Raw genomic sequence first — 23,559 nt, 5'->3', positions numbered from 1 at the left:
TAAACTTTCGTTGCTGATTCAGCTGTTACTGTAATTGCTTTTGAAGTAATTGTTAAATCTGATGAATTATAAGTGATCGCATAATTCGGGTTAGATAAACTTGAAGTTATTAAATAAGTTCCAACATCTTCTCCTTTTTCTCTATTTAAACCTCCACTTAATGTATCTCCGGTCCTTAAACTACCTGAAGTAATTTTATACGTTAATACTGGATCTAATTCTCCATAAGCTTTTGTTTTAGCTTCAGCAGTTATAGATATCGGGGTTATATTGTTTAAAAAAAAGGCTTCAAAACTTGACTCCACTATTAAATTACCCGCAGCATCTTGAATTCCACTTGTATCTTTAAGACCCAAAGAAACTGAACCTTGTATATTACTTGTATTTGCGACATTGACTTTATATTGAGTTTCTGATTTTTTTTCAACAGAATCAATTTCTAACTCAGTAGCTCCAGCACCCATCAATTCAAAACTTGATACACTTACACCTGAAACTTCTTCACTAAAATCAACTACAAAAACCCAAGCTTCTGATGTCTCGTCTACATACAGGTTTGTAATTACTGGCCTAACAATATCATAATTGTATATTACTTTATTAGACGCCTCTGTAAGATTATTATGCTTATCTACAACTATACCTTCAGGTAACTGAAGTGAAAACTCTCCTTGACTTAAAGGTATTACAGTTATTTTATAATTTTTAAAATCTGTCCCAGTTAAAGAAGTAACTATTGCGTTTTCTACTACGAAATCAGAAATTTCAAAATTAGATATAGTGTTTGAAAAAACAACATCTAATGTAACAGGTAGGGTATTAACAAATTTAGAATCTGGACCAGTTATTACAACTGATGTTGGTGCATTACTTACAAAACTACTAACGTTAACATTATACTCTCTTAAGGTTGACTCATCTTCAGACAAAACACTATAGGTTATTATTTCTGAAAAATTTACAACCCCTTCTCCTGTTTCTTGTATACTATTATTTATAAAAACTTTTGAATTATTACTACTCGTAAAAACAGGTGTTAAACTTGTTAAATCTGTATTTTCAGGTAAAACAATATTTATTTCAGTTGATAATATTTCAGTTGAAATAGCTGTCAACCCTTTAAATGAAAAAGAAGTAAATTCTGCCTCATCATTTAATATTGTACTTGAAATATTATATGATTGCTGAACACCCCCTACACTTTCATCAATATTAAACATGGGAGTTTGTATAGCTGGCACTACAACTTGATTGGCACTGTCATAGATTTTAAAATTAATAACTTCTCCATTTGTATTTGAAAAAACGGTTAAAAAAACAACATACTTATCTAAACTATCAACAAATACCACATTAGAAACCCCCCTAATCTCATCATTTACAAATGCTGCTACTTGATCTTGACTAGATGTAAGTGTAGAGCCATTGACATTTAAAAAAGCTGTAAAAGTCATGGTATGCTGATAACCTGAAGTATTAACAGACCAATTAGGAGCTGTTTGCGATTGTATACTTTTACTTAACAAACAAAAAACACTAATTAAAATAATTTTATATATAAATGTTTTCATAATTAATTTTGATAAGCGTTAAAAACGCTATTAATTAATAAATTACCTGCCTTGTCTTTTATCTTATCAGAATCAATTATATATAATGGAACTACTCCGTAATAAGTATCTAAGTTATTTACAGTTACTTCATATGTATAATCTTGTTTACTTTTTTCTACACTAATGTTTGCTCCTGTTACACTTTTAAAGTTTGTTATTGACACCCCTTCTACATCTTCACTAAAAACAACTTCAAATACTAAAATATCATTCTTTGTTATCTCATCTAATGGGGTTTTTCTTTTAACAGCAACAACATAAGGATTTACGGCATCATAAATAAAAGACAACTTACTAGATGTTTCATTTGGTTCATTTTCTAGATTATACAACCTACCTTCTAATAACTCTATAGAAAAAACACCTTGTTGTATCGGAACAATTTCAATAGTATAACTCAAGTCACTTTCTTCTTTAATAGATGAAACTAAGGCATTAACCAATACAAAATTATTTTCATTAAATTCAGCAAGGCTAACATTTGTTTTTAAGCTGACAGAAACAGGAATCGTATTAACACTACCTTCTTCTTCAGAAGATAAAACAACTACTGGTGGATTTACACTTTTTTCTTCAACTGTAACGTTTATTTGAATAGTATTTAAAACCGCTTGATTTTCTGACAAAACACTATAAGTAATACTTTTAGTAAAGTTTTGTATAGACTGCCCAGAGGTTTGTATATTTTCTAATACGTATAACTGCGCACCTTCACTAATTGTAAACTGAGGCTTTAATGTAGTTAAATCAGTACCTATAGGTAAAACAAAGTCTCTTTGATTACCATTTATTTTTTCTTCTACAATACCGATATTTAAGAAACTAAATGACAATAAGCTTGCTTCACTACTTAGTTCTGGGTTAGCAATACTATATGATTGAAATACGCTTCCTAAACTACTGTCAATAACAAAACTTTCTGTTTTAATTACGTTTACAACAGTATCATTAGTGCTATCATAAATTTTAAAATTTAATTGTTCACTACTTGTATTTGAATATATGGTTAAAAATGCCACATATTTATCATACTTAGCTACATAAGCTAAGTTAGCCACGCCTCTAATCTCTTCCCCCACAAAAACAGCAACTTTATCTTCTGAAGAAGATAAAGTTGTCCCATTTACATTTAAAAATGTAGTAATATTCATAGTAAACTGATACTTAGAACCATCTACTGACCAATCTGGTTCTTGAGCGTTTACACTTAAAAATAAAAAACTTATTAGTATTCTAAAAAAATAATTAAACTTCATTTTATTTTTTTATCATTTTTTTAGCAATGCTCTTACCTGAATGAGAGGTTAAGATTACAAAATAAACACCTCTTGCTAAAACTGAAGTATCTACTATTGTTTTATCTTCTGGAGTACTTTTACTATATACCTTATTACCTAACATAGACAATATTTCTACTTTTACAACCTTGTCTGTTTGTAAAGAACCATCTATAATAAATGAATCTGAAAAAGGATTAGGATATAATAAAACCTCACTTAAAGATAACTCAACCGAATCTGATGCTAAAACCTCTTTTACCCCTAAAGCTACTGGTTTTTTTAAGCTTCCGTAAACTTTATTACTTTCAAAAATAAAATTAGAACTTACATCTATTAGTTTTGTTCCGTCTGAAACTATAAATTTCATAGTATCATTTCCATCACTAAAAACTGTCACAAAACTTATTTTCTTACCATCAACCTCTACTATTGGAGAAGTTCCTCTTAAGTTGTTTTCTTCATCATAAACTAACACATCTGTATAAGCATCATCCAAAAGTACTTCTGCTACAACATTCATATTTGAACTATATTTTGAAAATAAAGCAACTGTTTTACTAGAAACTCCTTTATTGCCACTTACAAACTTAGATACGGTACCTGCACTTGGATAATTAAAGGTTTGCGCTACTCCTGATCTCATCATATAACCACTATTAGGTGTTAAGTAAGTTAATGATCCACTCCAACCTGAAAGCTCATCGTAGATAGCAAAACTGAACTGATCTTTAATAACATCTCCATCTGTTGGTTCATATAAAGAAAGTGCGTCTTGTAATCTAGTACTTTTATGAATTGGAAATGGCAACCAATTCCACCCTTCATTTAAGGCTAAATTTAAATTCGTTTCATCTACGTCTTGACCTACTAATGTTAGGCTATTAGCAGTTGCTAATTTTACCTTATACATCGTACTTATTTCAATATTAGATAAAGAACCAAACCAATCTCCAGATTCATATTTAGAAAACAGGTTTTGAGATTTTATTTGATCTCCTTCTGCCAATGTTAATCCATCAAAAGTTTCTTTTATATTATCAAATCTAGCATCCTCTACATAAGAAGAAAACCATGTCCAACCTTCGTTTAAGCTAATGGTTTGCTCTGAAAATAAATCTCCAGAGAAAACTACTGGACTAGATTTAGTTCCTAATACTTCATTCTGTAAAAAAGGTACACTTACCAAACCGTCTATTGAAGCTGTTAATACTTTACCATTAAGGCCGTCCCAAATTTTAAAAGTGACATCTTCTCCACTTGAAACATTACTATAAGCTGTTAAGAACACAAAATAACTATCCCTAGCATCATCATACAGTAGATAAGCCTCTCCTCTTGGTTCTTCATTAACAAAAGCACCTACTTTAGTAAATTCATCTCTAGAAAATTGATCATTAATTTTAATAACCCCAATAATGTTCATGTTATTTGAGTAATCAGGTTCGTTTACAGACCAATCTGGTGCTTCACTTAACACTCTTAAGTCCAATTGTAATTTTTCATCCAACCCAAAATCTGTTTCTAAAAATAAATCCTGAACATATTCTCCTATACTTAACTCACTAGCAATAGATGCCTGTATAGTAATACCACTACTAGGATCTAAACTTCCTGAAGTTTCACTTAAAGTTAACCAATTAGGAATATTTGTTATTTCAAATTTTTCATCTACTCCTCCTTTATTTAATAAAGTAATTTCAAATTCATAAGATTCACCCGATGTTTTTTCTATTTCTACTACGCTTTCATTTTCATTAACATACCATTCTACATTATTTTTAGAAACAAAAGCGGTCCATGTTACTGGTGATGCTTGTTGGTTTTCTGCTGCATCAAATAAACGATCTACTGTAATATCTAATATTTGATTTTCTAATACCGACCAATCACTTACCTGAGGAGTTATAATAATTTCATCACCATTAATTACATAAGATACGTCGAAACTTAACAACTCTCTTGCTGGTTGTAATTTTGGTGTATCTTCTGTATAATTAGGTGTACCACTGCTTAACTCTGCATTTACAGAAGCTGTAATACCAGTAGATAATTGATGAAAATATGCAGGCCCTTTTCCATTAGGGATTTCAGGGTTATTCATACTTGCATACATAATTAAACCTAATGTGTTTGATGCTATCTCTGTATAACTATCTCTCTCTATTTGAACTAATGAACGTGCAGTATTCCAGAGTCTTATTTCTTCTAATTTACCAGTGAAATTCCTGTCTATAGTTTCTACACCTATTTCATTAGTATATCCTCTAGCACCTATCCAAAATTTACTTCCAGAAATCCCTCCTATGTTACTTACATTATGAGAAGTAACTAATCCATTATCTAAATAGGTATTTAATGATCCTGAACGTCTAACGACTATAGCAACATGATGCCATGAATCATCTGCAATACTGTTTTCCGTTAGTTCATAAGAAAAACCTTCATTATTAAACACTAAATTTCCATTTCCATCAACCTCTACAGACCATTTATTGCGTTTACCGTTAGATTGTAATAAGTCTTCTTCGGTACCTCTACCGTTAGAGATTATGGTTCCATTAGTGCTAGCTGTTTTTACCCAAAATGATAATGTAACATCCATTTCATCATCTATTTGTGTTGCAGCACCAAACTGTGATAAATCATTTAAGTTTAATGTTAAATATTGATTGTCAGCAAAATCATAACCTGTTGTTTTAGGGTTGATATTCCACTCTGCATTTACAACACCATGTATAAACCTTGCTAAATCATTAGCAATTGCTCCACGACCTTCATTCATTTTCCAATATCCTACTAAATCACGTTCCGATCCTGTAAACTGCTCATAAAAACTAGCTACTGACTCTGCAAGTGAAATAGACTTTGTCCACATACGTAAATCATGAATATTACCCACAAAACTATTACCTCCTATGGTTAAAGCTCCAGAATTTGTAAACTCAATATCTCCGACTGTAGCAACTTTTAACTCAGTACTATCTTCGTAAATACGTAATTCACCTTTTTCTTGATGATATGTTAGGGTATAATGATGGAAAAGATCATCATCGGAAACCGTTCCTTGAACTGTTTGTCCGCCCAAAGTCCAAACCATTTCTCCATTAACAAGAGCAATACTAAAACCGTTTTCTTGTTGCATAATAGTAGCATTACCTGTTGTTTGGTTATCCATCCAAAACTCTATACTATAATCTCCAGTAAAAACATTTGTTTTTTCTATAACCATAGTATTATCTGCTCCTTCAAAAGCAACTGATACAGCATGATTAACAGGCAACTGATTTGTTTCTGCTACAATTTCTATTTTGCTAATTGCACTATTGTAAACAATTGGCTCACTAAATTGTAAACGTAAATCATCTCCAGACCCTAGAATACCATCGGTTGGTGATGGTGTACCAAATTGTTGTGGTCTGGTTAAATCTACCGTACCTGAAACTACATCAGACACATATTCTGTATCATCTGTACAATAAGAAATTGCTCTTATTTCATATTCAGCATCATCTAAACCTAAACCTGCAATATCAAAATCATAATCAATAGTAGTATCTGTTATTGAACTGTTTTTATCTTCTCCATTTTCAATAGCTGTTGCTAAATAATCTACAGCAATACCCTCGTCTGTAGTAAATGGTGCTTTATAATAAGTATGCAAACGTGTCCATGATGAACTAGTTGATTTACGATATTGTAAATCTATTTTTTTAAAGCTATTATAATCAGGATTAAATTCTGACAACTCTACTTTTAATGAATTTGTACTACCATCATCATTATAAATATCACTATGGTTTACTACCCAACCATCAAAAGGCGCACTCACACTTACATTTGAACACGATGGTATAAAGCTTGCTGATAACAAGATACTTGTACCTGTATGTACATCATCACACATAGACTCGAAAATCAATTTAATATCCTTGTATTCAAATACATCTTCTACAGACTTCTCCATAGTCAATGTAAAATATACCTTTTCACCTCTTGGTACATTTACTGTATTATCATGCTCACGTATGTTAAAAATAACATTATGTGGATTTGATGGCGTATCAATTTTTAAATTAAAATCGGTATGATCAGAAGTTCCAACTCCATTGTTTTCTAAAATTAACGTAAATTCCGCTTTTCCATCTTCTGGCACTCCTGTAATATTAGTTTCTAATGCACTTATTACCGGATCTTCTACTTTTTGAGTTGCGTAATTTAAAGAATACCCATGATTTTCTTTATCAGTATCCGTATTGTCTATAGTACCTATACTTTCAATAGGAAAATCAGGCTTATCAACAACGTCTGGTTCAACAGGCTCATTACCAACTGCATCCTCCTCTGTCTGACAAGCGAAATAACCATTTTTCGCTACACAATCATCAAATTTTGCTTTATTAATGTTGTAATCTTCTAAAGCATTTTCGTATTCTGCCTTTTTTTCTAAATATGAATAATAATCATCAACAGACTTAAAATACTCTTTTGAATCTTTATTTAAAAACTCAGCCTTTGTTTCATCTTCATACGGACATGATGTTCTACCCCCTTGGGTAATAAAAATAGGACCATTATCGTCAAAAACATTTACAACATCTACACTTAAAACATTAGCCTCATCATTATCAACTAAAGTATACCCAATGGTTGTAGTTTCTTCATCATCTTTACTAATACTTGTATCTCCTGTTTGAGTAAATTGGACTGATATAGAATTTTCAAACCCATTTCCTCCTATTTTAAAGCCTTTAACCCATGAAAAACTTTCATCCATAGAAAAAGAATACTCTTTTGTTTGAGTTTTTAATTGGTATGTTTCAAAACTACTTGAAAACTCACCAACACCTGCATCAAAAGAAATATTTTGTTGAAATCTATCTTCTAATTGATCTTGTAAATTATATAATTCATTTAATTTATCATTCATTTTAGAATCAGATACACCTGAAAAACTTTTCTCATCTATCTGCCTTTTAAGGTCATCAATATCTTCCTGCAAATTATCTTTTATCTCTTCTTTTAACTCATTTGTTTCGTTAAAAGCTCTATATTTAGCGTATTCATTACTTGCAATACTTTCTTTCCAAAGGTCTATTTGTTGTTGATAATACCATTCTTGTTCAACCCCTTCAGCATTAGGGTCTAAAAGGCCGTTTTGTAAATTTGAAACGATCAATTCTAATTCAGGTATAAGCGTTTCAATTAAATACTTCTGACTATAGATAAACATGGTAGCTGTATTAGCTTCTGAAAAACTTATTTCTTTTGTTTTGGATATATATAGAGGCACTTTTTCACCTAATGAATTTGTAAATTCTAAACTTACCGAATTATTTCCATCGTAGTTTTGAGCATCTAAAATTATATTATCATAACTACCATAATAATAATTTTTTGACTCTCCTATATACAAATCTCCTTCAGCACCAACATAGTCTTGCTCTGCACTTGTTGATATTGTTTGATTAAACGTATAGGTTTTGGTTAAACTAGTACCATTTGAAGATGTTCTGGATACTGAAACACCTGCCTCGAAATCATTTGTAAGTGAAGTTTCAATAATTGGTCCTCCTGCAGGTGAAGTAACGATTTTACTATCTGCCCCTAAACTTAATGAAAGTGCATCCGAATACCCCCCTGAATGCGCATAAGCAGCTTCAGATGTAATACTGATACTTGTCCCTTTTTCTATAGAAGCAAAACTATTGGTCCCTGGCGGATCTCTTAAAACAATAGCAGGAACCTCAGGCGCAGCAGTTACAAACGTTTGGGTACCATCAGGAGCACCACCTAAAAGTAATCCTTCTGGATTATACCCAACGGCTGGTGTGTCAAGACCATTAACTCTATAGTTAATAGAAATTGTCTTTTTAAAAGGTGCTGAAATGGTAGGGATTCCACCCATAAAGGTATATGTTGATTTACTTTTGTCATCTTCATCATAAACTAAAGTTCCAGCTGCCATTTCTAAATTATTATTAATAATAAAACCACCATCTATAACTGGCACTTTAAACTCTTCAACACTTTCTCCATCATAATTATGATATTCTTCATAGGTTTCAAAATCAATATAATAAATACCTCCTTGTTTATAGAACGCTAATGGGCTGCCGTTTAATGTTAATCCTTCTGTTGAATAAACTTCTCCATTTGCTGACAAAGTTTCCTCAGAGGTTTGTCTAGTAACAAATAATTGAGGGGCAGAACGATAAACAAAACTTTTTTCATAATGATATGGTTCAGAAACTAATGGATCTACTCCCTCTCCTAAAGAGAATTCAGAAGTTGATGTTGCTGGAACATCACTTAAATTAAGTGTTTCGTTAGCATTTAAAAAATCTCCACTAATACCCTCTGTATCATTAATAATGGTAACACCATCACTTGTGCTTGTTTTTTCTATAGTATATAACAACGGTGCTAATTCTCTTCTGTATTCTCCAGATTCAGCATTGGTAGTAATAATAATATCACCTGCCTCATGACTTAACTTTATAGTTGCTTGCCCAATATTATTAATGGCACTTACCGCTTCTTTAGTTTCATCATCTTCTCCTTCGTTAAAAACATGCTCTACATAACCATCATACCCAAAACCAATAGGTTTGGCTGCCTCTACAGACCCTCCTACTACTTTACCTACTAAGGTAACTTTAGTTTGATCTAAGAAAGTAACCGAAGTTTCTTGATGTTCGAAAAAGTCAAATTCTGTTTTATGATTTTCTTCAATATAAGTTTTTTCTTCTTCTGTTAAACTACTTCCTTTAACTCGCTCTTGTTGGGCTAAAGCATCTGCTGTTAACATAGGAAAACGACCTCCATAAGTAAATTCATGATTGTCTTTTTTAATTTCAATATAATGATTTCCAATAGGTACCTCAATTACAAATCCTCCATCTTCATCGGTAGTTAAAGGTTTACTTTCTTCATCCAATACAATATTTCCGTCAATATACACATTAGCTCCTGCTACCCCTACGTTAGGCATATCTACAATCGTATTAGCTTCTTCTCCTGCTTGATAGTCTCCTTTTTGATAAGAACGGATTGTTCCGTTAACATCGGTTACCGTGTATTCATTATATCCAGACTCTTCTACTTGTAAAATATCTGGCAGATTAACAGTTCCATCATTATTGGTTATTGGATCAAAAGTTCCCACAAGATCCATACGTGCTTTACCTCTAAAAATGAATGATGAAACGTCTTCGAAATCTATTTTATTAACAACCTCTGCACCAGCTCCTAAAAAAATTAATTGCTGACTTGGACTAAATTGGTGCACTCCAAAAGAAGGTGTAATATTAAAAGATTCTCCTGCCCCTGAATAAGGAATTGCAGCAATGATATAGTTTCCGTTATCATCTGTAACCCCTAACACACCTAATTGATTACTATCAGGTTTGTCTTCCGAATTGGTTGTCCACTCACTTTTATAAAGTAAAGCTTCGTTTTTATTAAAATCGTAACCTTTTGCTGATAAATCATAAGCATAAGCTCCATTACCTTCGTCAGCACGTAAATACATTAATAAATTAGCTTCTGTACCACTTAAATATCTTTTAAAATCTTGACGGATACTACGTTCACTTAAAGCTTCTTTCCATAAACGAACTTCATCTACAATTCCATCTAGTTCATCTGCAACCTCTAAACTATTATAGTCTTCTATAAATTGATAAACATAATCTCCTGTTGTAGTTAACTCAGGAATTTGCCTAGCTTCTTCATCAAAAATTTCTTCTTGTACAGCAGTAATAGTTTCTATAAAAGCATCATTTAATAAACGTCCATTTAAATATACTAAAGGACTTTCATTTTCATTTAACACTACAGAAAGGTGGATAAAATCATTATGAAGCTCTGAAATACTTTTTAAAATATCGTCTCCTTTTCCATCTACCTGACCCGTAGGGAAATAATTTTTTAACATTACTTTATATACCGAACTATTATTGTTATTATTACCTACAGTAACTTCGATAGCCTTTTCGTCTGCGGTTCCTACTAACTTAACATCTGTATATACAAAGTTACTTGAAGTATTTTCTGTAACTTCTGCTCTTTTCTGTAATTTCAACCATCTAAAATCAGCCGATTCCGGTATACGTAACCACGATTGAAATGTTCCTTCTGTTGTAATTTCTTCACTCAAATACTTTACATTTAACCTACCTTCATCAGATACGTAAATGCTACTACCAACACTAACTTCATCTCCATCTGGCTCCGCTCTTACAATTACATCCTTTACTGGTGTACCTCCTGCAAAACTAATATTACCTGTAACAACAGCTGTTGGGTTTTTATACCCTATACCTGTTATATAATTGGTATACTTATCGGCTATTGCAGAAATCCCTGTTGCATATACTAAGTACTCATACAAAACAACACCCTCTGTAGCTGTATCTACATATGTATATACATCACTACCTAAAGTTACCAAAGGCTCCCCAAAAGATTCATGAACCTTAAGTGCTCCATCATCTCCTACTTGAAAATAATCAGTACTTACAACAGAAGCATATGGCCTTCTGTAAATAATATAATTTTCAATTTCATCTTTATTCGCTCCAATAGACCAATCTAATTGAATTCTATCTCCATAATACCCTTTTGAAACCTCAAAACCAGCGTCATAAAATGTAGAAGATATATATAAAACACCGTATGGAAACCCAAAAGAGGTACTTATTTCACTATCATGCAAATGGGAAAGCACTGGCCCACCTATTTGCATTTGTACTTTTATAGCTGCATTTTCTTGTGTATTATCTACAGCTGCATTTCCTAAAAAAATATGATTCTTACTATTTTCTTGTGCAGTAACCATAAAGGTTACCAAACACATACATAAAACATGTAGTATTTTTCTCATAATATATGTTTTATGTTATATTATAACTTAATAATATAGTTTACACCGTAGTTTACTGGACGAGTCTCAGCACCTCCTGTACTAGCTACACTACCATTAATAGTATGCGTATGTTCTCCCCCTAATGATGTCGTTTGTGTAATTATTCCATCATTTGTATCACTTGTATAACGATTCCTAGCAATACCACCGCCCCCTTCAGCATCATACCCTCGATAGCTAAACTGAAAAGAATTTGTATGTGCACCTCCATTTGGAATAGTTAAAGAACCAACACCATGCGTATGCTCCTTATTTTCATCAGTTTGTGTAGCTAACAAATCTGGCCCTACGTATTGCGAACCTAAAGCACTTGTACCTGTACCTCTTAAAAACAGACCTCTTAAATCTGGTGCATTATTACCAATAAGTTCTTTTAATGCGCCAGCACCATCAACATACTCTAGGCTTTGCCCGTTACAAAGTACCCAACCGTCAGGTGCTTCTGTACCTGCAAATGGTAAAATAGAACCTGTTGGCACTCCGTTTTTAGCATGGTGTGCATATGGTGTATATTGTAGTGTTTGGTCATACACCTCTATATCTTCTGAATTATAAGTAACAGAAACTTTTAATTTTAAGCCCTCAACCCCAAAATCGATATCATCAAATGTATTTGTAATAGGATTACCTGTTCTAATAACATGAGAAAATACACCAAAATGATCTGTTTTAATTCCTTGTGTTTCTGCATACATAACAGTATTATCTTCTTCTGTAATACTAAATGTAAAAGTTAAGTTTGTATCTGTAATTGCCGAGCTTGCATTATCGCGTGCAATACCTTGTACAGAAATACCTTGCGCAAATGAAATAGTTGTAAAAATTAACAAAGTTAAAAAAGAGTAAATTTTCTTCATAATTGAAATCGATTGAAATGGATTGAAATGGATTATTTATTAGTAAAACATCATTCAACAACTAATATCTTACTGTTTTTAAGTATTTTTTGCAAAAATACTACAAGCCTTTATAAAATTCAAAAAAAAAACTTGAAAAATATAAAAAAAACTTAAGTAACACTATCTTAGATCGTAAACACTCCCAATTAAGTCATAAGCTATTTTATTATTTTAATTCCCCATAAAAAAATATTCCTTTTGAATACTCAAAAAAGAATAATATTTGCAACATCTTAAAAAACTAAAAAAAGGTATAGTATTTGCTTTTAATTATTAGAGTACAAATTTTAGTACTTTTACAAAAAGTAACAGATTAATATGTATCAAAAAATACTACTTGTTTTTATATTTTTCGGTTTAAATGGTTTTTCACAAAACATAAAATCAATTCAATTAAGACCACAACAAGAAAATAATTACTCTTCCATTGTTCCCCTAGGTACTGTTTTAGAGCTTTCATTTGATGATTTAGATGCTGATAGTAAAGACTATCAATATAAAATAGAACATATGACTCATGATTGGCAGAAAAGCAGACTACTTTCTAGTCAATATATTGATGGTTTTGATCAAAATACTATTATTGACGTTACCAATTCTTTTAATACTTTTCAGAATTACACACATTACTCTGTAAATATTCCAAACATAAATACAGTAATTACTAAAAGCGGAAACTACTTATTATCCGTTATAAATTACGATGATGAAGTACTTTTTACAAGAAAATTTGTGCTTTATGAAAATCTGACTACTGTAGGTGTTTTTGTAGATAGAAGCAGGGATACTAAAACAGTAAACACACAACAAACGGTTGAAGTTACTGTAAATCATCCAAATATTAGAATCAACAACCCAAACCAAGAAGTTAATATTGTTTTACTAAAAAATGAAAATTGGAATGAAAAAATAGTTGATTTACAACCTACTTTTTTAAAACCAAATCAACTTCGGTATTCTTACATCAATAAAACGAATTTTTGGGGCGATAATGAGTATTTGAATTTCGATAGTAAATCCCTAAGAAATAAAAGTTTAAATATTGTACATATTGAAATGAAAGATATTTTTCATCATTATTTATACCCTTCAAATTACAATCCTTTTAAAACCTACAGATATAATCCTGATATAAATGGTCAATTTGTAATTAGAACTCTTGAAGGTTCCGACCCAAGAACAGAAGCTGATTATGCAATGATGCATTTTACATTACAAGCAGAGCAGCCTTTTAAAGGTAAAGAAGTATATGTATATGGCGCTTTTAACAATTTTCAAATTGAAGAAGAAAACAAACTTACCTACGATTTTAACGACACTAATTATAAAGGTAAAATTTTACTAAAACAAGGTTTTTACAATTACACTTTTGTTACAGTTGATCAAAATAACAAGATAGATTCTAGCAAAATTAACGGTACATTTTACCAAACTGAAAACCATTATACAGTATTATTATACCATAAAGCATTTGGTGGTTTATATGATAGAGTTATTGGTGTTGGTTACGGGTTCTTTAACCAAAACAGATAATTATATTTTTGACTTGTGTTATTTACACAAAAAAACTACTTTTACCCTACATGGTTGAACAAATAACAAAGGGCATAAAAATTTCTGTAACTACCAAATACATAGGCACTAGTTTAAAAAACAACAAGCTATTCCATATATTTCCTTATTTCATAAATATTAAAAACACAACTTCAGAGGTTTTTCAATTAAAAAATCGTTGTTGGAAAATTTATGATTCTCTAAATCATAATGAGATCGTAAAAGGTGAAGGTGTTGTAGGGCAAACTCCAATTTTACAACCAAATGAAATATATTCTTACAGTTCTGGTTGTTTTTTAGAATCTACAATAGGGGCAATGAAAGGCTACTATACCATGGAAAACTATCACTCAAAAGAACAAATTAAAGTAATTATACCTACATTCCAACTTATAACCCCAATCTTATCAAACTAAGCAAATCACAAAAAAAAGCCGCTAAAATAAATGATCCTGCATGTTTAAATTGCGGACACCCCTTTAGTGGGCAAGAAAAATTTTGCCCAGAATGCGGGCAAGCAAACAAAGGCAACAGAATAACATTTGTTAGTTTTATTCAGGAAGTTTTTAATGGCTTATTCAATTTTGATGCTAAATTTTGGAATACCTTAATACCACTTTTAATAAAACCTGGAAAAGTTTCTAAAGATTATATCGATGGAAAAAGACAGCGTTATTCTAACCCATTTCGTTTTTATTTAACAGTATCAATAATCTTTTTTTTATTAGTTGGTTTGCAAACTACAATTAATAAATATGAGTCGTTAACAAAAGAAAGTAAAGCGGACATTGTTGATGTTATAAAAAGTGAAACTACAAAAGCTAAAAAAAAATTAAATGAAAAAGAAATTGATTCTATAAAACAAGAATTAAAAAACAAAATGAAAAATCCATTTATTCCTATCCCAGAAGCTGCTAGGAAAAAAATTATAGAAGAATTAGAAGAAGATACTAAGGATTCAATAAAAAATGATAATGATGGCTTTAATATAAAACTTGGCGTAGATAGTAGGTTAGAAAAATTTATAGCTTATCAAAAAAAACACCCAAAATCTTCTATTGATGTTGCTTTAGATAGTTTAAAATATGATAAAAACTTTACAAACCGATTTTTATATACTAGAGCAAAAACAGCAAATAATTTAAAAAGTAAGGAAAGCAGAGATCAATTTATAAATAAAATGCTATCTTATAGCTCAGTAGCTTTATTTGTTTTCTTACCATTTTTTACATTATTTTTAAAGTTCTTTTACCTCAGAAGAAAATACACCTATGTAGATCATTTAATATTTGTATTTCACATACAAACTGTGTTTTTTATGCTGTTTTCAATACTCTATATTTTATTAATTTTCGATACAGAACCAAAAATTTGGATTTTTATATTGCTATTTTTACTCTACCTAATAATTGCCATGAAGCAATTTTATCAACAAGGCTATTTTAAGACTTTTACAAAATTCTTATTACTAAATTTAAGCTACATAATTGTGGCATCAATAGGAGCTTTATTTGTACTACTTATATCTTTTGCGTTATTCTAGCAAACTTTTAATAGATTACTTGCAATTATTTTATTAAGATTTATAAATAAAAAATTGTTTGACAACCAATTTAATTATGATAAGCATCAAATTTTATTTATTTTTTTGATTTTAATTCAATAAAAGAGGTTAAAAAACAGATAAATTTATTGAAACAAAAATTGTAACTTTGAAACCCAATAATCAGTAGATTCAAATTTAAAAAACATACAAAATGGCAAGAGGATTTTTTAATGTTCCAGTGGCTGTAAATGAACCCGTTAAAGGTTACGCTCCTGGATCACCAGAAAGAGAAGAATTATTAGCAACTTACAAAACCATGTTTAACAGCAATATTGATGTGCCAATGCATATTAATGGTGTGGAAGTTAGAACTGGAAACACTAAAAATATTACACCACCACATGATCATAAACATGTTGTTGGTCAATATCATATAGCTGAAAAATCTCACATAGATGAAGCAATTTCTACAGCATTGGCTGCTAGAGAAGCTTGGTCTAGTGTTTCTTGGATGGAAAGAGCTTCAATTTTCTTAAAAGCTGCAGAATTATTAGCAGGTCCTTATAGAGCAAAAATGAATGCTGCTACAATGATTGCACAATCTAAAAATGTTCATCAAGCCGAAATTGATGCTGCATGTGAAATGATCGATTTCTTTAGATTTAACGTACAATATATGACTGATATATTTAAGGATCAACCAGCTTCTGCACCAGGAATTTGGAACAGAGTTGAGTACAGACCTCTTGAAGGATTTGTGTACGCAATTTCTCCTTTTAACTTTACCTCTATTGCCGCAAATTTGCCTGCATCAGCAGCTTTAATGGGTAATGTTGTAGTTTGGAAACCTTCAGATCATCAAGCATATTCTGCACAAGTAATTGTAGATTTATTTAAAGAAGCTGGTTTGCCAGATGGTGTTATAAACGTTGTTTATGGAGACCCAATAATGATTTCTGATACCGTTTTAGAATCTCCAGATTTCTCTGGATTACATTTTACAGGTTCTACTCACGTTTTCAAAAATCTTTGGAAACAAATAGGAAATAATATTCATACTTATAAAACCTATCCAAGAATTGTTGGAGAAACTGGAGGAAAAGATTTTATTTGGGCGCACAGCTCATCAAACCCTTTACAAGTAGCTACTGCAATTACAAGAGGTGCTTTTGAATATCAAGGTCAAAAATGTTCTGCTGCCTCGCGCTCTTACATTCCTGCTTCAATTTGGGACGATGTAAAAAAACACTTAATTGCTCAAACTGATGAGTTAAAAATGGGATCTCCAGAAGATCCATCAAACTTTGTAAATGCAGTTATTCATGAAGGTTCTTTTGATAAAATTGCAAGCTATATTGATGCGGCTAAAGCGGATAAAGATGCTGATGTAATTATTGGAGGAAATCATGACAAATCTGTTGGATACTTTATTGAACCGACTGTAATTGTAGCTAAATCTCCAACATTTGCAACAATGACTACTGAATTATTTGGCCCCGTAATGACAGTTTATATTTATGAAGATGCTGAATGGGAAGCTTCATTAAAATTAGTTGATGAATCTACAGAATATGCCTTAACAGGTGCAATTTTTTCTACTGATAGATATATTGTTGAAAAGGCTTCTAAAGCATTAGAAAACTCTGCAGGAAACTTTTATATTAATGACAAGCCAACTGGAGCAGTTGTTGGTCAGCAACCTTTTGGAGGAGCAAGAGCTTCTGGAACAAATGACAAAGCTGGTTCTGCTCAAAACTTATTACGTTGGACTTCGGTAAGGTTAATTAAAGAAACTTTTGTTACTCCGCAAGATTATAAATATCCTTTTTTAGGATAAAAAATAGTTTATTTTATCCATAAAAAAATCCTCATCAAATTAATTTGATGAGGATTTTTACTTTTTATTAGTTTCTTATTTTATTATTAATTTTCTTGTTGAGTATTTATCTCCATTTGTAATTTTAAGCAAATATAAACCCGAAGATCCCACACTAAAAGCAACATCTTTAGTAAAATATGTACTTGTATTATTAAATACCTGACTATCAATTAATCTCCCTGCTAAATCATATAAATGAACTGAAACATCATCTCTATTTTCTGTATCAAAACTTAAATTAAAAGTTCCATCAGTAGGATTTGGAAATAAATTAAAACTTTCAAAAACATCATCCTCTATAACAATTCCTCTTACTAATATTGAATAATCTTCTACTTCACCATCAAAACCTTGTTCACAAGAAAGCGGATACGTAATAACATCTGGATCCGTATATTTAGAAGACACTCTTAATATGGTAGCACCAATTTTTGCATCTTCTGGCACCTGAATTGTAATCGGACTCCCATTTGTGACTCCATCTGTAGTATTCTCAGCAAAACCTAAATCATACTCTTCATTTTCATCAAAAACACAATTTCTGTTCCAATCTATCCATGCTTTTGTATGCACCCTATAATCTCCATCTGTATTTACATTTACAGATAACTCATAACTTTCATTAATGGTTACAGAAGTTTCTATGGACTTAAAATCACCATATGCTTCATTATCACCTTCTTTTTCAGAAGCATTATTTATGGTGTTAAATTCTACAAGTGTTGTACTAGTTGCGTATTGATTATCACCAAAAGATTCACAAACATCGCATGACAATGTAGTAAAACTAAAAGAATCACTAAAAGTTCCTGTACCACAAGAATTTACATACTGAACTCTCCAGAAATAAGTAGTTTCTTGATTTAAACTTGGTGTAATTTGTACAGTATTAGTATTAACATTGTTAGAAAATACCAAGTCATTAAAATCACTATCTAGCGCAACTTCTACATTATATGATTCTGCATTTGAATCTTCACTCCAATTTAGGCTTCCTTCTAATTCAAAGTCTTCTGAATTATCCTCAGGAGCACTTAAAATCACTTCATTAAAATCACTACTAACTACTTTCAAATAAACTTCGATTTCTTGATTTAAAGAAGTAGAATTCCCCGATACAATAATTGTATAATCTTGAGCAGCTTTATCATCTAAATTTGAAATTGTCATTATTCTACTACCATCATCTGTAATCGTTTCTGAGCTAAAATTAACATTTGCGCCAGTAGGAAACCCTGAAGCAGATAAAGTAACTGTTTCAGAAAAGTTATTAATAAAATCAAAATTCAAACTATAATCAACAGAATTATTTCCTGAATTACAAACTGTTTCACTATCTATCTCGGCAGTTATTAAGAATGTAGGTAATGTAGAATTAATAGTAAAATTAGCACTATTTACATTGTAAAAAATGTTATCAGAAGCTTCTACCATAATTCTTGCCTCCTCTGTAGCATTATTTGGTATTATTATATCTTCAGATCCATCATTTGGTGTATCATTTTTTAAAACAATTGGAAAAGTAAGTCCTCCATCTACAGATAATTTTATGTTTACAAAAGAACAACTAATTGGAGATATATCTGTAGTTCCTTTTTGCCAAGTAACTGTTTGAGTTGTACCAACATCCCAAATAACAGCAGAATTTGGAACATCTACAGTAAAAGCATCAGCATCTGTAACTGTTACCACCATATCATCTCTAGCAGAACTACCTCCACCAGCATGATTATCTCTCACTAAAAAAGAAAAATTAAGTTCTCTTGCAACTGAAGGAACAACCTCCCAGGTTGATGATGTGCTGCCAGCAATTACGGTTGCTAAATCTGGCATAAATCTAATAGGAGTTGTTTTTGATGGTAAAGATCTAAATACAGGTCCAATTGTACTTGATGATAAAGGCGGCATTGTTGCAGTTTCATTATCTAATTGCTCCCAATTATAAGTTAAAGAACTTGTACCATCAACATCATCAGCTACACCAGATAATTTAAATGGTGTAGATTTTGGAATTGAATAATCTAAACCTGCATCTGCAGTTGGCGCAGTATTATTTGTATCTGTTTCTGATGCACAAGTTCCTGAAGACTCAATAGTATTCCACATTTGAGCAATACTTACTGTATGAAAATAATCATCACTATTACCATTTGAATTTCCAGATTGTACGTCAGGAGAACAAATACCTGCATACCCCATAATTGTAGATCCACTACCCGGTTCTACTGCTGTATCATCTGTTCTGTTACAATTATTGTTTTGTGTGTGTGTTGCACCAAACTGATGCCCCAATTCATGTGCTACATAATCTATATCGTATGCATCACCAACCGGTTGAGATCTACCTGTAACACCTCTTGCTTTTTGACCTGTAACACATACCACACCTAAACCTGCTAAACCATCACCACCAACACTGTAAAGATGACCAATATCGTAATTTGCATTTCCAATTTCTGCATCACAAATTGATTGTACTTCATCTATCATTGTATTTGGACTACCATCAGTAATACCATCAGTATCAGCATCTAAAAAAATAATCTCATCATTATTGCTAACAAGTATCATTTTAACTGCCAAATCTTTTTCAAACACCCCATTTAGTCTTGTAATTGACGTATTCATTGCAGATAAAACAGCCGCTTTTTTTACCTCTTCTGTTTCTGTATCTGGAATATTTTGTTGACCTGCTCCTAAATGAAACTCTGCATATTCTCCACTACAAGCTAAAGCCAATCTAAAGGTTCTTAATTTACCATCATCTGCATTTTTAGCAAAATTACTTGTGGTAAATTCTTTACCAATAGTTTCTTCTACTTGACATTTAAAATCATCTTCAACCTTACTTAAACTACTCCTTTTGTAAACGATGTAATTTACATTATCTTTTGTATAGGGATCTACATACAAAGTTTCTTCTTTTCCTGAAAATATTACTGCATGAAAACCATCTGTACCAATACTTATTTTTGCAACAGCGGTTGGATCATCTAAACCTTGGGCTGTATATGATTTTATATTTGGAAATTTAGCTTGTAAACCTTCTTCAAAATTTGAAGTTTCTTTTAATAAAAACTTTGACAAAGTGCCTTCTGAATTTGGTAATTCTACAACACTTTCTTCTTTACTTGTCTTTTTTAATTTACCAGAAAATAATTCTGATTCTAAAGAAAAAATTACATAATCAGAAGGAAAATTTTCTTTATCATAAACCTCCTTTTTCTGAATTGAATAATTTTCTTTTTGAATTTTCTTCCATACCTCTTGAGAATTAACAGCAGTAATGTTAAAAAATAAAACTATTAGCGGTAGTAAAAAAGATAATTTACTTTTCATAAAATACATTATTTAATATAAAAATTTATCGTTTCAAATATAACGTTTTATTTACCTTTGTATTTAATTATGAATAGAAAAATATTATTACAAGATTTAGCCAATAAAGACTATAAAGAAACCTGGGATTATCAAACAACATTGCTACAAGAAATTGTAGATGTTAAAATTGAAAATCGAAGAAAAAATTTACAAAATGATACAGAAAATCATCTGTTATTTGTAGAACACCCTCATGTGTATACTTTAGGTAAAAGTGGTGATTTAAGTAATTTATTGTTAAATGAAAATCAGCTAAAAGAAAAAGGTGCTACTTTTTATAAAATAAATAGAGGTGGCGACATTACTTATCATGGACCGGGTCAAATTGTTGGATATCCTATTTTAGATTTAGAAAACTTTTTTACAGACATTCATAAATACTTACGTTTACTAGAAGAAACCATTATTTTAACCATTGCAGAATATGGTTTAAAAGGTGTTAGAAGTGATGGAGAAACTGGTGTTTGGTTAGATGTAGAAACGCCATTTGCTCGTAAAATTTGCGCAATGGGAATTCGTTCATCTCGCTGGGTAACCATGCATGGTTTTGCCTTAAACGCGAATACCAACCTAGGTTATTTTGACAATATAATACCTTGTGGAATTAGAGGTAAAGCAGTTACTTCTATGGAAGTTGAACTAGGTAAAAAAGTAGATATAGAAGAAGTGAAACAAAAAATATTAAAGCACTTTAAAGCATTATTTGAAGTTGATGAATTTATTACTTCTCATCATTAAAATAAACTTTATAATATTTCATTTTTTTCTCTTCATCATAACCTCTTTCTAAATGTTCTGAAGCTGCATCAGGTGCATCAACATCTAATTTTATAACGATATTAGTGTCAAGTTTAATTTCAGTTTTTAACTTGCTTTTTTCTTTCTTTAAAACAACACCAGAAACATCAAAGTTATTTCTAATTAAAACATCATTTAAGGTTTCATAATGTTTTTTATAATCATCAAATAACTCTTTGTGTTTGTCTTCTTCAAAAATTTCGTCTTTAAAATCATGATAATCTACAGCTTCATGTTCTTTAAAATAATCTACCGTATTTGCTAAAAAATTACCCTGTTGGTGTTTTCCTAATTCAGGTTTTATTACTTCTTCAGAAAACTCTTTACACAACTCTAAATAGTTTTGCGTGTGCGAATTATAATCGTCTGCTAACTTTACACTCAAAAAATTTTTAATCCAATATTGAGCATCATAATTATTATTATCTACAGATAAAACAACCGTTCCTTCAGTATCTGAAGTATTTAAAATTAGACAACCCTTATCTATTTTTTTTGTTGATATTCCTTGCTGTACAACAACATCAAAACTCTCATTATCATCTAAATATGTTTGAAAAAAATCAACTTTATTTTCAATTTTAAAAACACCAACAGCTTCTGTTAAAACATCGTTATATTCAATTCCTTCAATTAAAACAATAATAACATCTCCAGTTTTTATCTGAGCAGAATTAGATTGTTCATACAAGTGATTTACAATATTTTTAGAATATTCTATAAATGAGCTTTCCACTTTAAAAATCTCAGAAGCATAACTATTTAATTCATTTAAGCGAACATCTGCATGATGAGAAAAACGATAGCTTTGGGTTAACGTTCCAAAAGGTTTTAATAGAAAACTCTTCATCAAATCATAACTTTCTTGATCAAAGCGAATTAAATCTTCAGAAAAAACATTGTGACCACTGTTAAATTTGTTGGCTACTTTATGTAAGATACATTTGGTAATTTCTGCGCGTGTTTTTTTTATCATCATCTAAAATTGAGAACGTAAAAATAGAAAAATTACAACTCTAATTTTAATTGTTCTGGTAATAATTTAAAAGATTTCCGATGATAATTGGTTGCCCCAAATTGGCGAATTGCATTTCTGTGTTCTTTGGTTGGATAACCTTTATTTTTTGCCCAATTATACATTGGAAATTCTTGATGAATTTTTTGCATATATTCATCTCTATATGTTTTTGCTAATACAGAGGCTGCTGCAATGCTTAAATATTTAGCATCACCTTTTACAATAGTTTCATAAGGTATTTTATTATAATTCTTAAACTTGTTTCCATCAACAATAATAAACTCTGGAGTAATTTTTAGTTGATCGATTGCTCTGTGCATTCCTGTAATTGATGCTTGTAAAACATTAATTTTATCAACTTCATCTTGCCAAACAAATGAAACTCCAAAAGCAACTGCCTTTTCTTCGATAATTAAACGAAGTTGATCTCGCTTTTTTTCTGACAATTGTTTAGAATCATTTAAAAAAGGATGCTTAAAGTTTTCAGGTAAAATAACTGCTGCTGCAACCACAGGGCCAGACAAGCAACCTCTACCTGCTTCGTCTGCACCAACCTCTAAAAGAAAACCACTAAAATTTGATTTTAACATATATACAAAGAAAAGAAATCTTTTTCTCTTAAAACATTTTAATAATTAACAGTTTCTATTGAAATTATTGGTATT

At 30.9% G+C, this 23,559-nt stretch carries 12 protein-coding genes and 1 pseudogene; 6 read left to right on the top strand and 7 right to left on the bottom strand.

Features of this window, described 5'->3' with window-relative positions; all coding sequences use genetic code 11:
- The 4 genes from Q0733_RS11170 to Q0733_RS11155 form a co-directional block, all read right to left on the bottom strand.
- A partial coding sequence (locus tag Q0733_RS11170) for an MBG domain-containing protein (RefSeq protein ID WP_298782322.1) occupies positions 1-1,571 on the bottom strand: 1,571 nt, incomplete at its 3' end.
- A gap of 2 nt (positions 1,572-1,573) precedes the next feature.
- Complete coding sequence (locus Q0733_RS11165) at positions 1,574-2,869, bottom strand: hypothetical protein (RefSeq protein ID WP_298782321.1); 1,296 nt, start codon at positions 2,867-2,869, stop codon at positions 1,574-1,576.
- Between the two features lies 1 nt (position 2,870).
- Complete coding sequence (locus tag Q0733_RS11160) at positions 2,871-11,777, bottom strand: LamG-like jellyroll fold domain-containing protein (RefSeq protein ID WP_298782320.1); 8,907 nt, start codon at positions 11,775-11,777, stop codon at positions 2,871-2,873.
- A gap of 20 nt (positions 11,778-11,797) precedes the next feature.
- Positions 11,798-12,676, bottom strand: a complete 879-nt coding sequence (locus tag Q0733_RS11155) for a tail fiber protein (RefSeq protein ID WP_298782319.1) — start codon at positions 12,674-12,676, stop codon at positions 11,798-11,800.
- 360 nt (positions 12,677-13,036) lie between these two features.
- Between Q0733_RS11155 and Q0733_RS11150 the strand changes: the two genes are divergently transcribed.
- The 5 genes and pseudogenes from Q0733_RS11150 to pruA all read left to right on the top strand — a co-directional run bounded on the left by Q0733_RS11150 (position 13,037) and on the right by pruA (position 17,655).
- Positions 13,037-14,251 (top strand): DUF5103 domain-containing protein, encoded by a 1,215-nt coding sequence (locus tag Q0733_RS11150; protein WP_298782318.1) that lies wholly within the window; start codon positions 13,037-13,039, stop codon positions 14,249-14,251.
- A gap of 50 nt (positions 14,252-14,301) precedes the next feature.
- Entirely contained in the window at positions 14,302-14,688 is a 387-nt protein-coding gene (gene apaG, locus Q0733_RS11145) for a Co2+/Mg2+ efflux protein ApaG (RefSeq protein ID WP_298782317.1), read from the top strand.
- A pseudogene (locus tag Q0733_RS13140) lies at positions 14,655-14,981 on the top strand (DUF3667 domain-containing protein); the annotation flags it as partial. The gene apaG and the pseudogene Q0733_RS13140, both read left to right, overlap by 34 nt.
- Positions 14,982-15,005: 24 nt before the next feature.
- Positions 15,006-15,815, top strand: a complete 810-nt coding sequence (locus Q0733_RS11140) for a hypothetical protein (RefSeq protein ID WP_298782316.1) — start codon at positions 15,006-15,008, stop codon at positions 15,813-15,815.
- 214 nt (positions 15,816-16,029) lie between these two features.
- Entirely contained in the window at positions 16,030-17,655 is a 1,626-nt protein-coding gene (gene pruA, locus Q0733_RS11135) for an L-glutamate gamma-semialdehyde dehydrogenase (protein ID WP_298782315.1), read from the top strand.
- Between the two features lie 75 nt (positions 17,656-17,730).
- On the opposite strand, the gene Q0733_RS11130 is transcribed toward pruA, so the two are convergent.
- Positions 17,731-21,036, bottom strand: coding sequence for a reprolysin-like metallopeptidase (locus tag Q0733_RS11130; protein WP_298782314.1), 3,306 nt, complete (start codon positions 21,034-21,036; stop codon positions 17,731-17,733).
- Positions 21,037-21,105: 69 nt separating this feature from the next.
- On the opposite strand from Q0733_RS11130, the gene lipB reads away from it, so the two are divergent.
- Positions 21,106-21,816, top strand: coding sequence for a lipoyl(octanoyl) transferase LipB (gene lipB / locus Q0733_RS11125; RefSeq protein WP_298782313.1), 711 nt, complete (start codon positions 21,106-21,108; stop codon positions 21,814-21,816).
- Here lipB and Q0733_RS11120 read toward each other — a convergent pair.
- Both Q0733_RS11120 and Q0733_RS11115 read right to left on the bottom strand, forming a co-directional pair.
- Complete coding sequence (locus Q0733_RS11120; protein ID WP_298782327.1) at positions 21,800-22,852, bottom strand: nucleoid-associated protein; 1,053 nt, start codon at positions 22,850-22,852, stop codon at positions 21,800-21,802. The genes lipB and Q0733_RS11120 overlap by 17 nt on opposite strands.
- A 32-nt stretch (positions 22,853-22,884) precedes the next feature.
- Entirely contained in the window at positions 22,885-23,484 is a 600-nt protein-coding gene (locus Q0733_RS11115; protein ID WP_298782312.1) for a ribonuclease HII, read from the bottom strand.
- Positions 23,485-23,559: the final 75 nt, after the last annotated feature.

Source organism: uncultured Polaribacter sp. (assembly GCF_947500975.1).
GTDB lineage: Bacteria > Bacteroidota > Bacteroidia > Flavobacteriales > Flavobacteriaceae > Polaribacter.
This window is presented reverse-complemented; position numbering and strand designations above follow the sequence as displayed.

Excerpts from the sequence above, each read along its gene's own strand:
- Q0733_RS11165 (WP_298782321.1), bottom strand. The coding sequence starts at position 2,869 with ATGAAGTTTAATTATTTTTTTAGAATACTAATAAGTTTTTTATTTTTA.
- Q0733_RS11160 (WP_298782320.1), bottom strand. The coding sequence starts at position 11,777 with ATGAGAAAAATACTACATGTTTTATGTATGTGTTTGGTAACCTTTATG.
- Q0733_RS11155 (WP_298782319.1), bottom strand. The coding sequence starts at position 12,676 with ATGAAGAAAATTTACTCTTTTTTAACTTTGTTAATTTTTACAACTATT.
- Q0733_RS11150 (WP_298782318.1), top strand. The coding sequence starts at position 13,037 with ATGTATCAAAAAATACTACTTGTTTTTATATTTTTCGGTTTAAATGGT.
- apaG (WP_298782317.1), top strand. The coding sequence starts at position 14,302 with ATGGTTGAACAAATAACAAAGGGCATAAAAATTTCTGTAACTACCAAA.
- pruA (WP_298782315.1), top strand. The coding sequence starts at position 16,030 with ATGGCAAGAGGATTTTTTAATGTTCCAGTGGCTGTAAATGAACCCGTT.
- Q0733_RS11130 (WP_298782314.1), bottom strand. The coding sequence starts at position 21,036 with ATGAAAAGTAAATTATCTTTTTTACTACCGCTAATAGTTTTATTTTTT.
- lipB (WP_298782313.1), top strand. The coding sequence starts at position 21,106 with ATGAATAGAAAAATATTATTACAAGATTTAGCCAATAAAGACTATAAA.
- Q0733_RS11120 (WP_298782327.1), bottom strand. The coding sequence starts at position 22,852 with ATGATAAAAAAAACACGCGCAGAAATTACCAAATGTATCTTACATAAA.
- Q0733_RS11115 (WP_298782312.1), bottom strand. The coding sequence starts at position 23,484 with ATGTTAAAATCAAATTTTAGTGGTTTTCTTTTAGAGGTTGGTGCAGAC.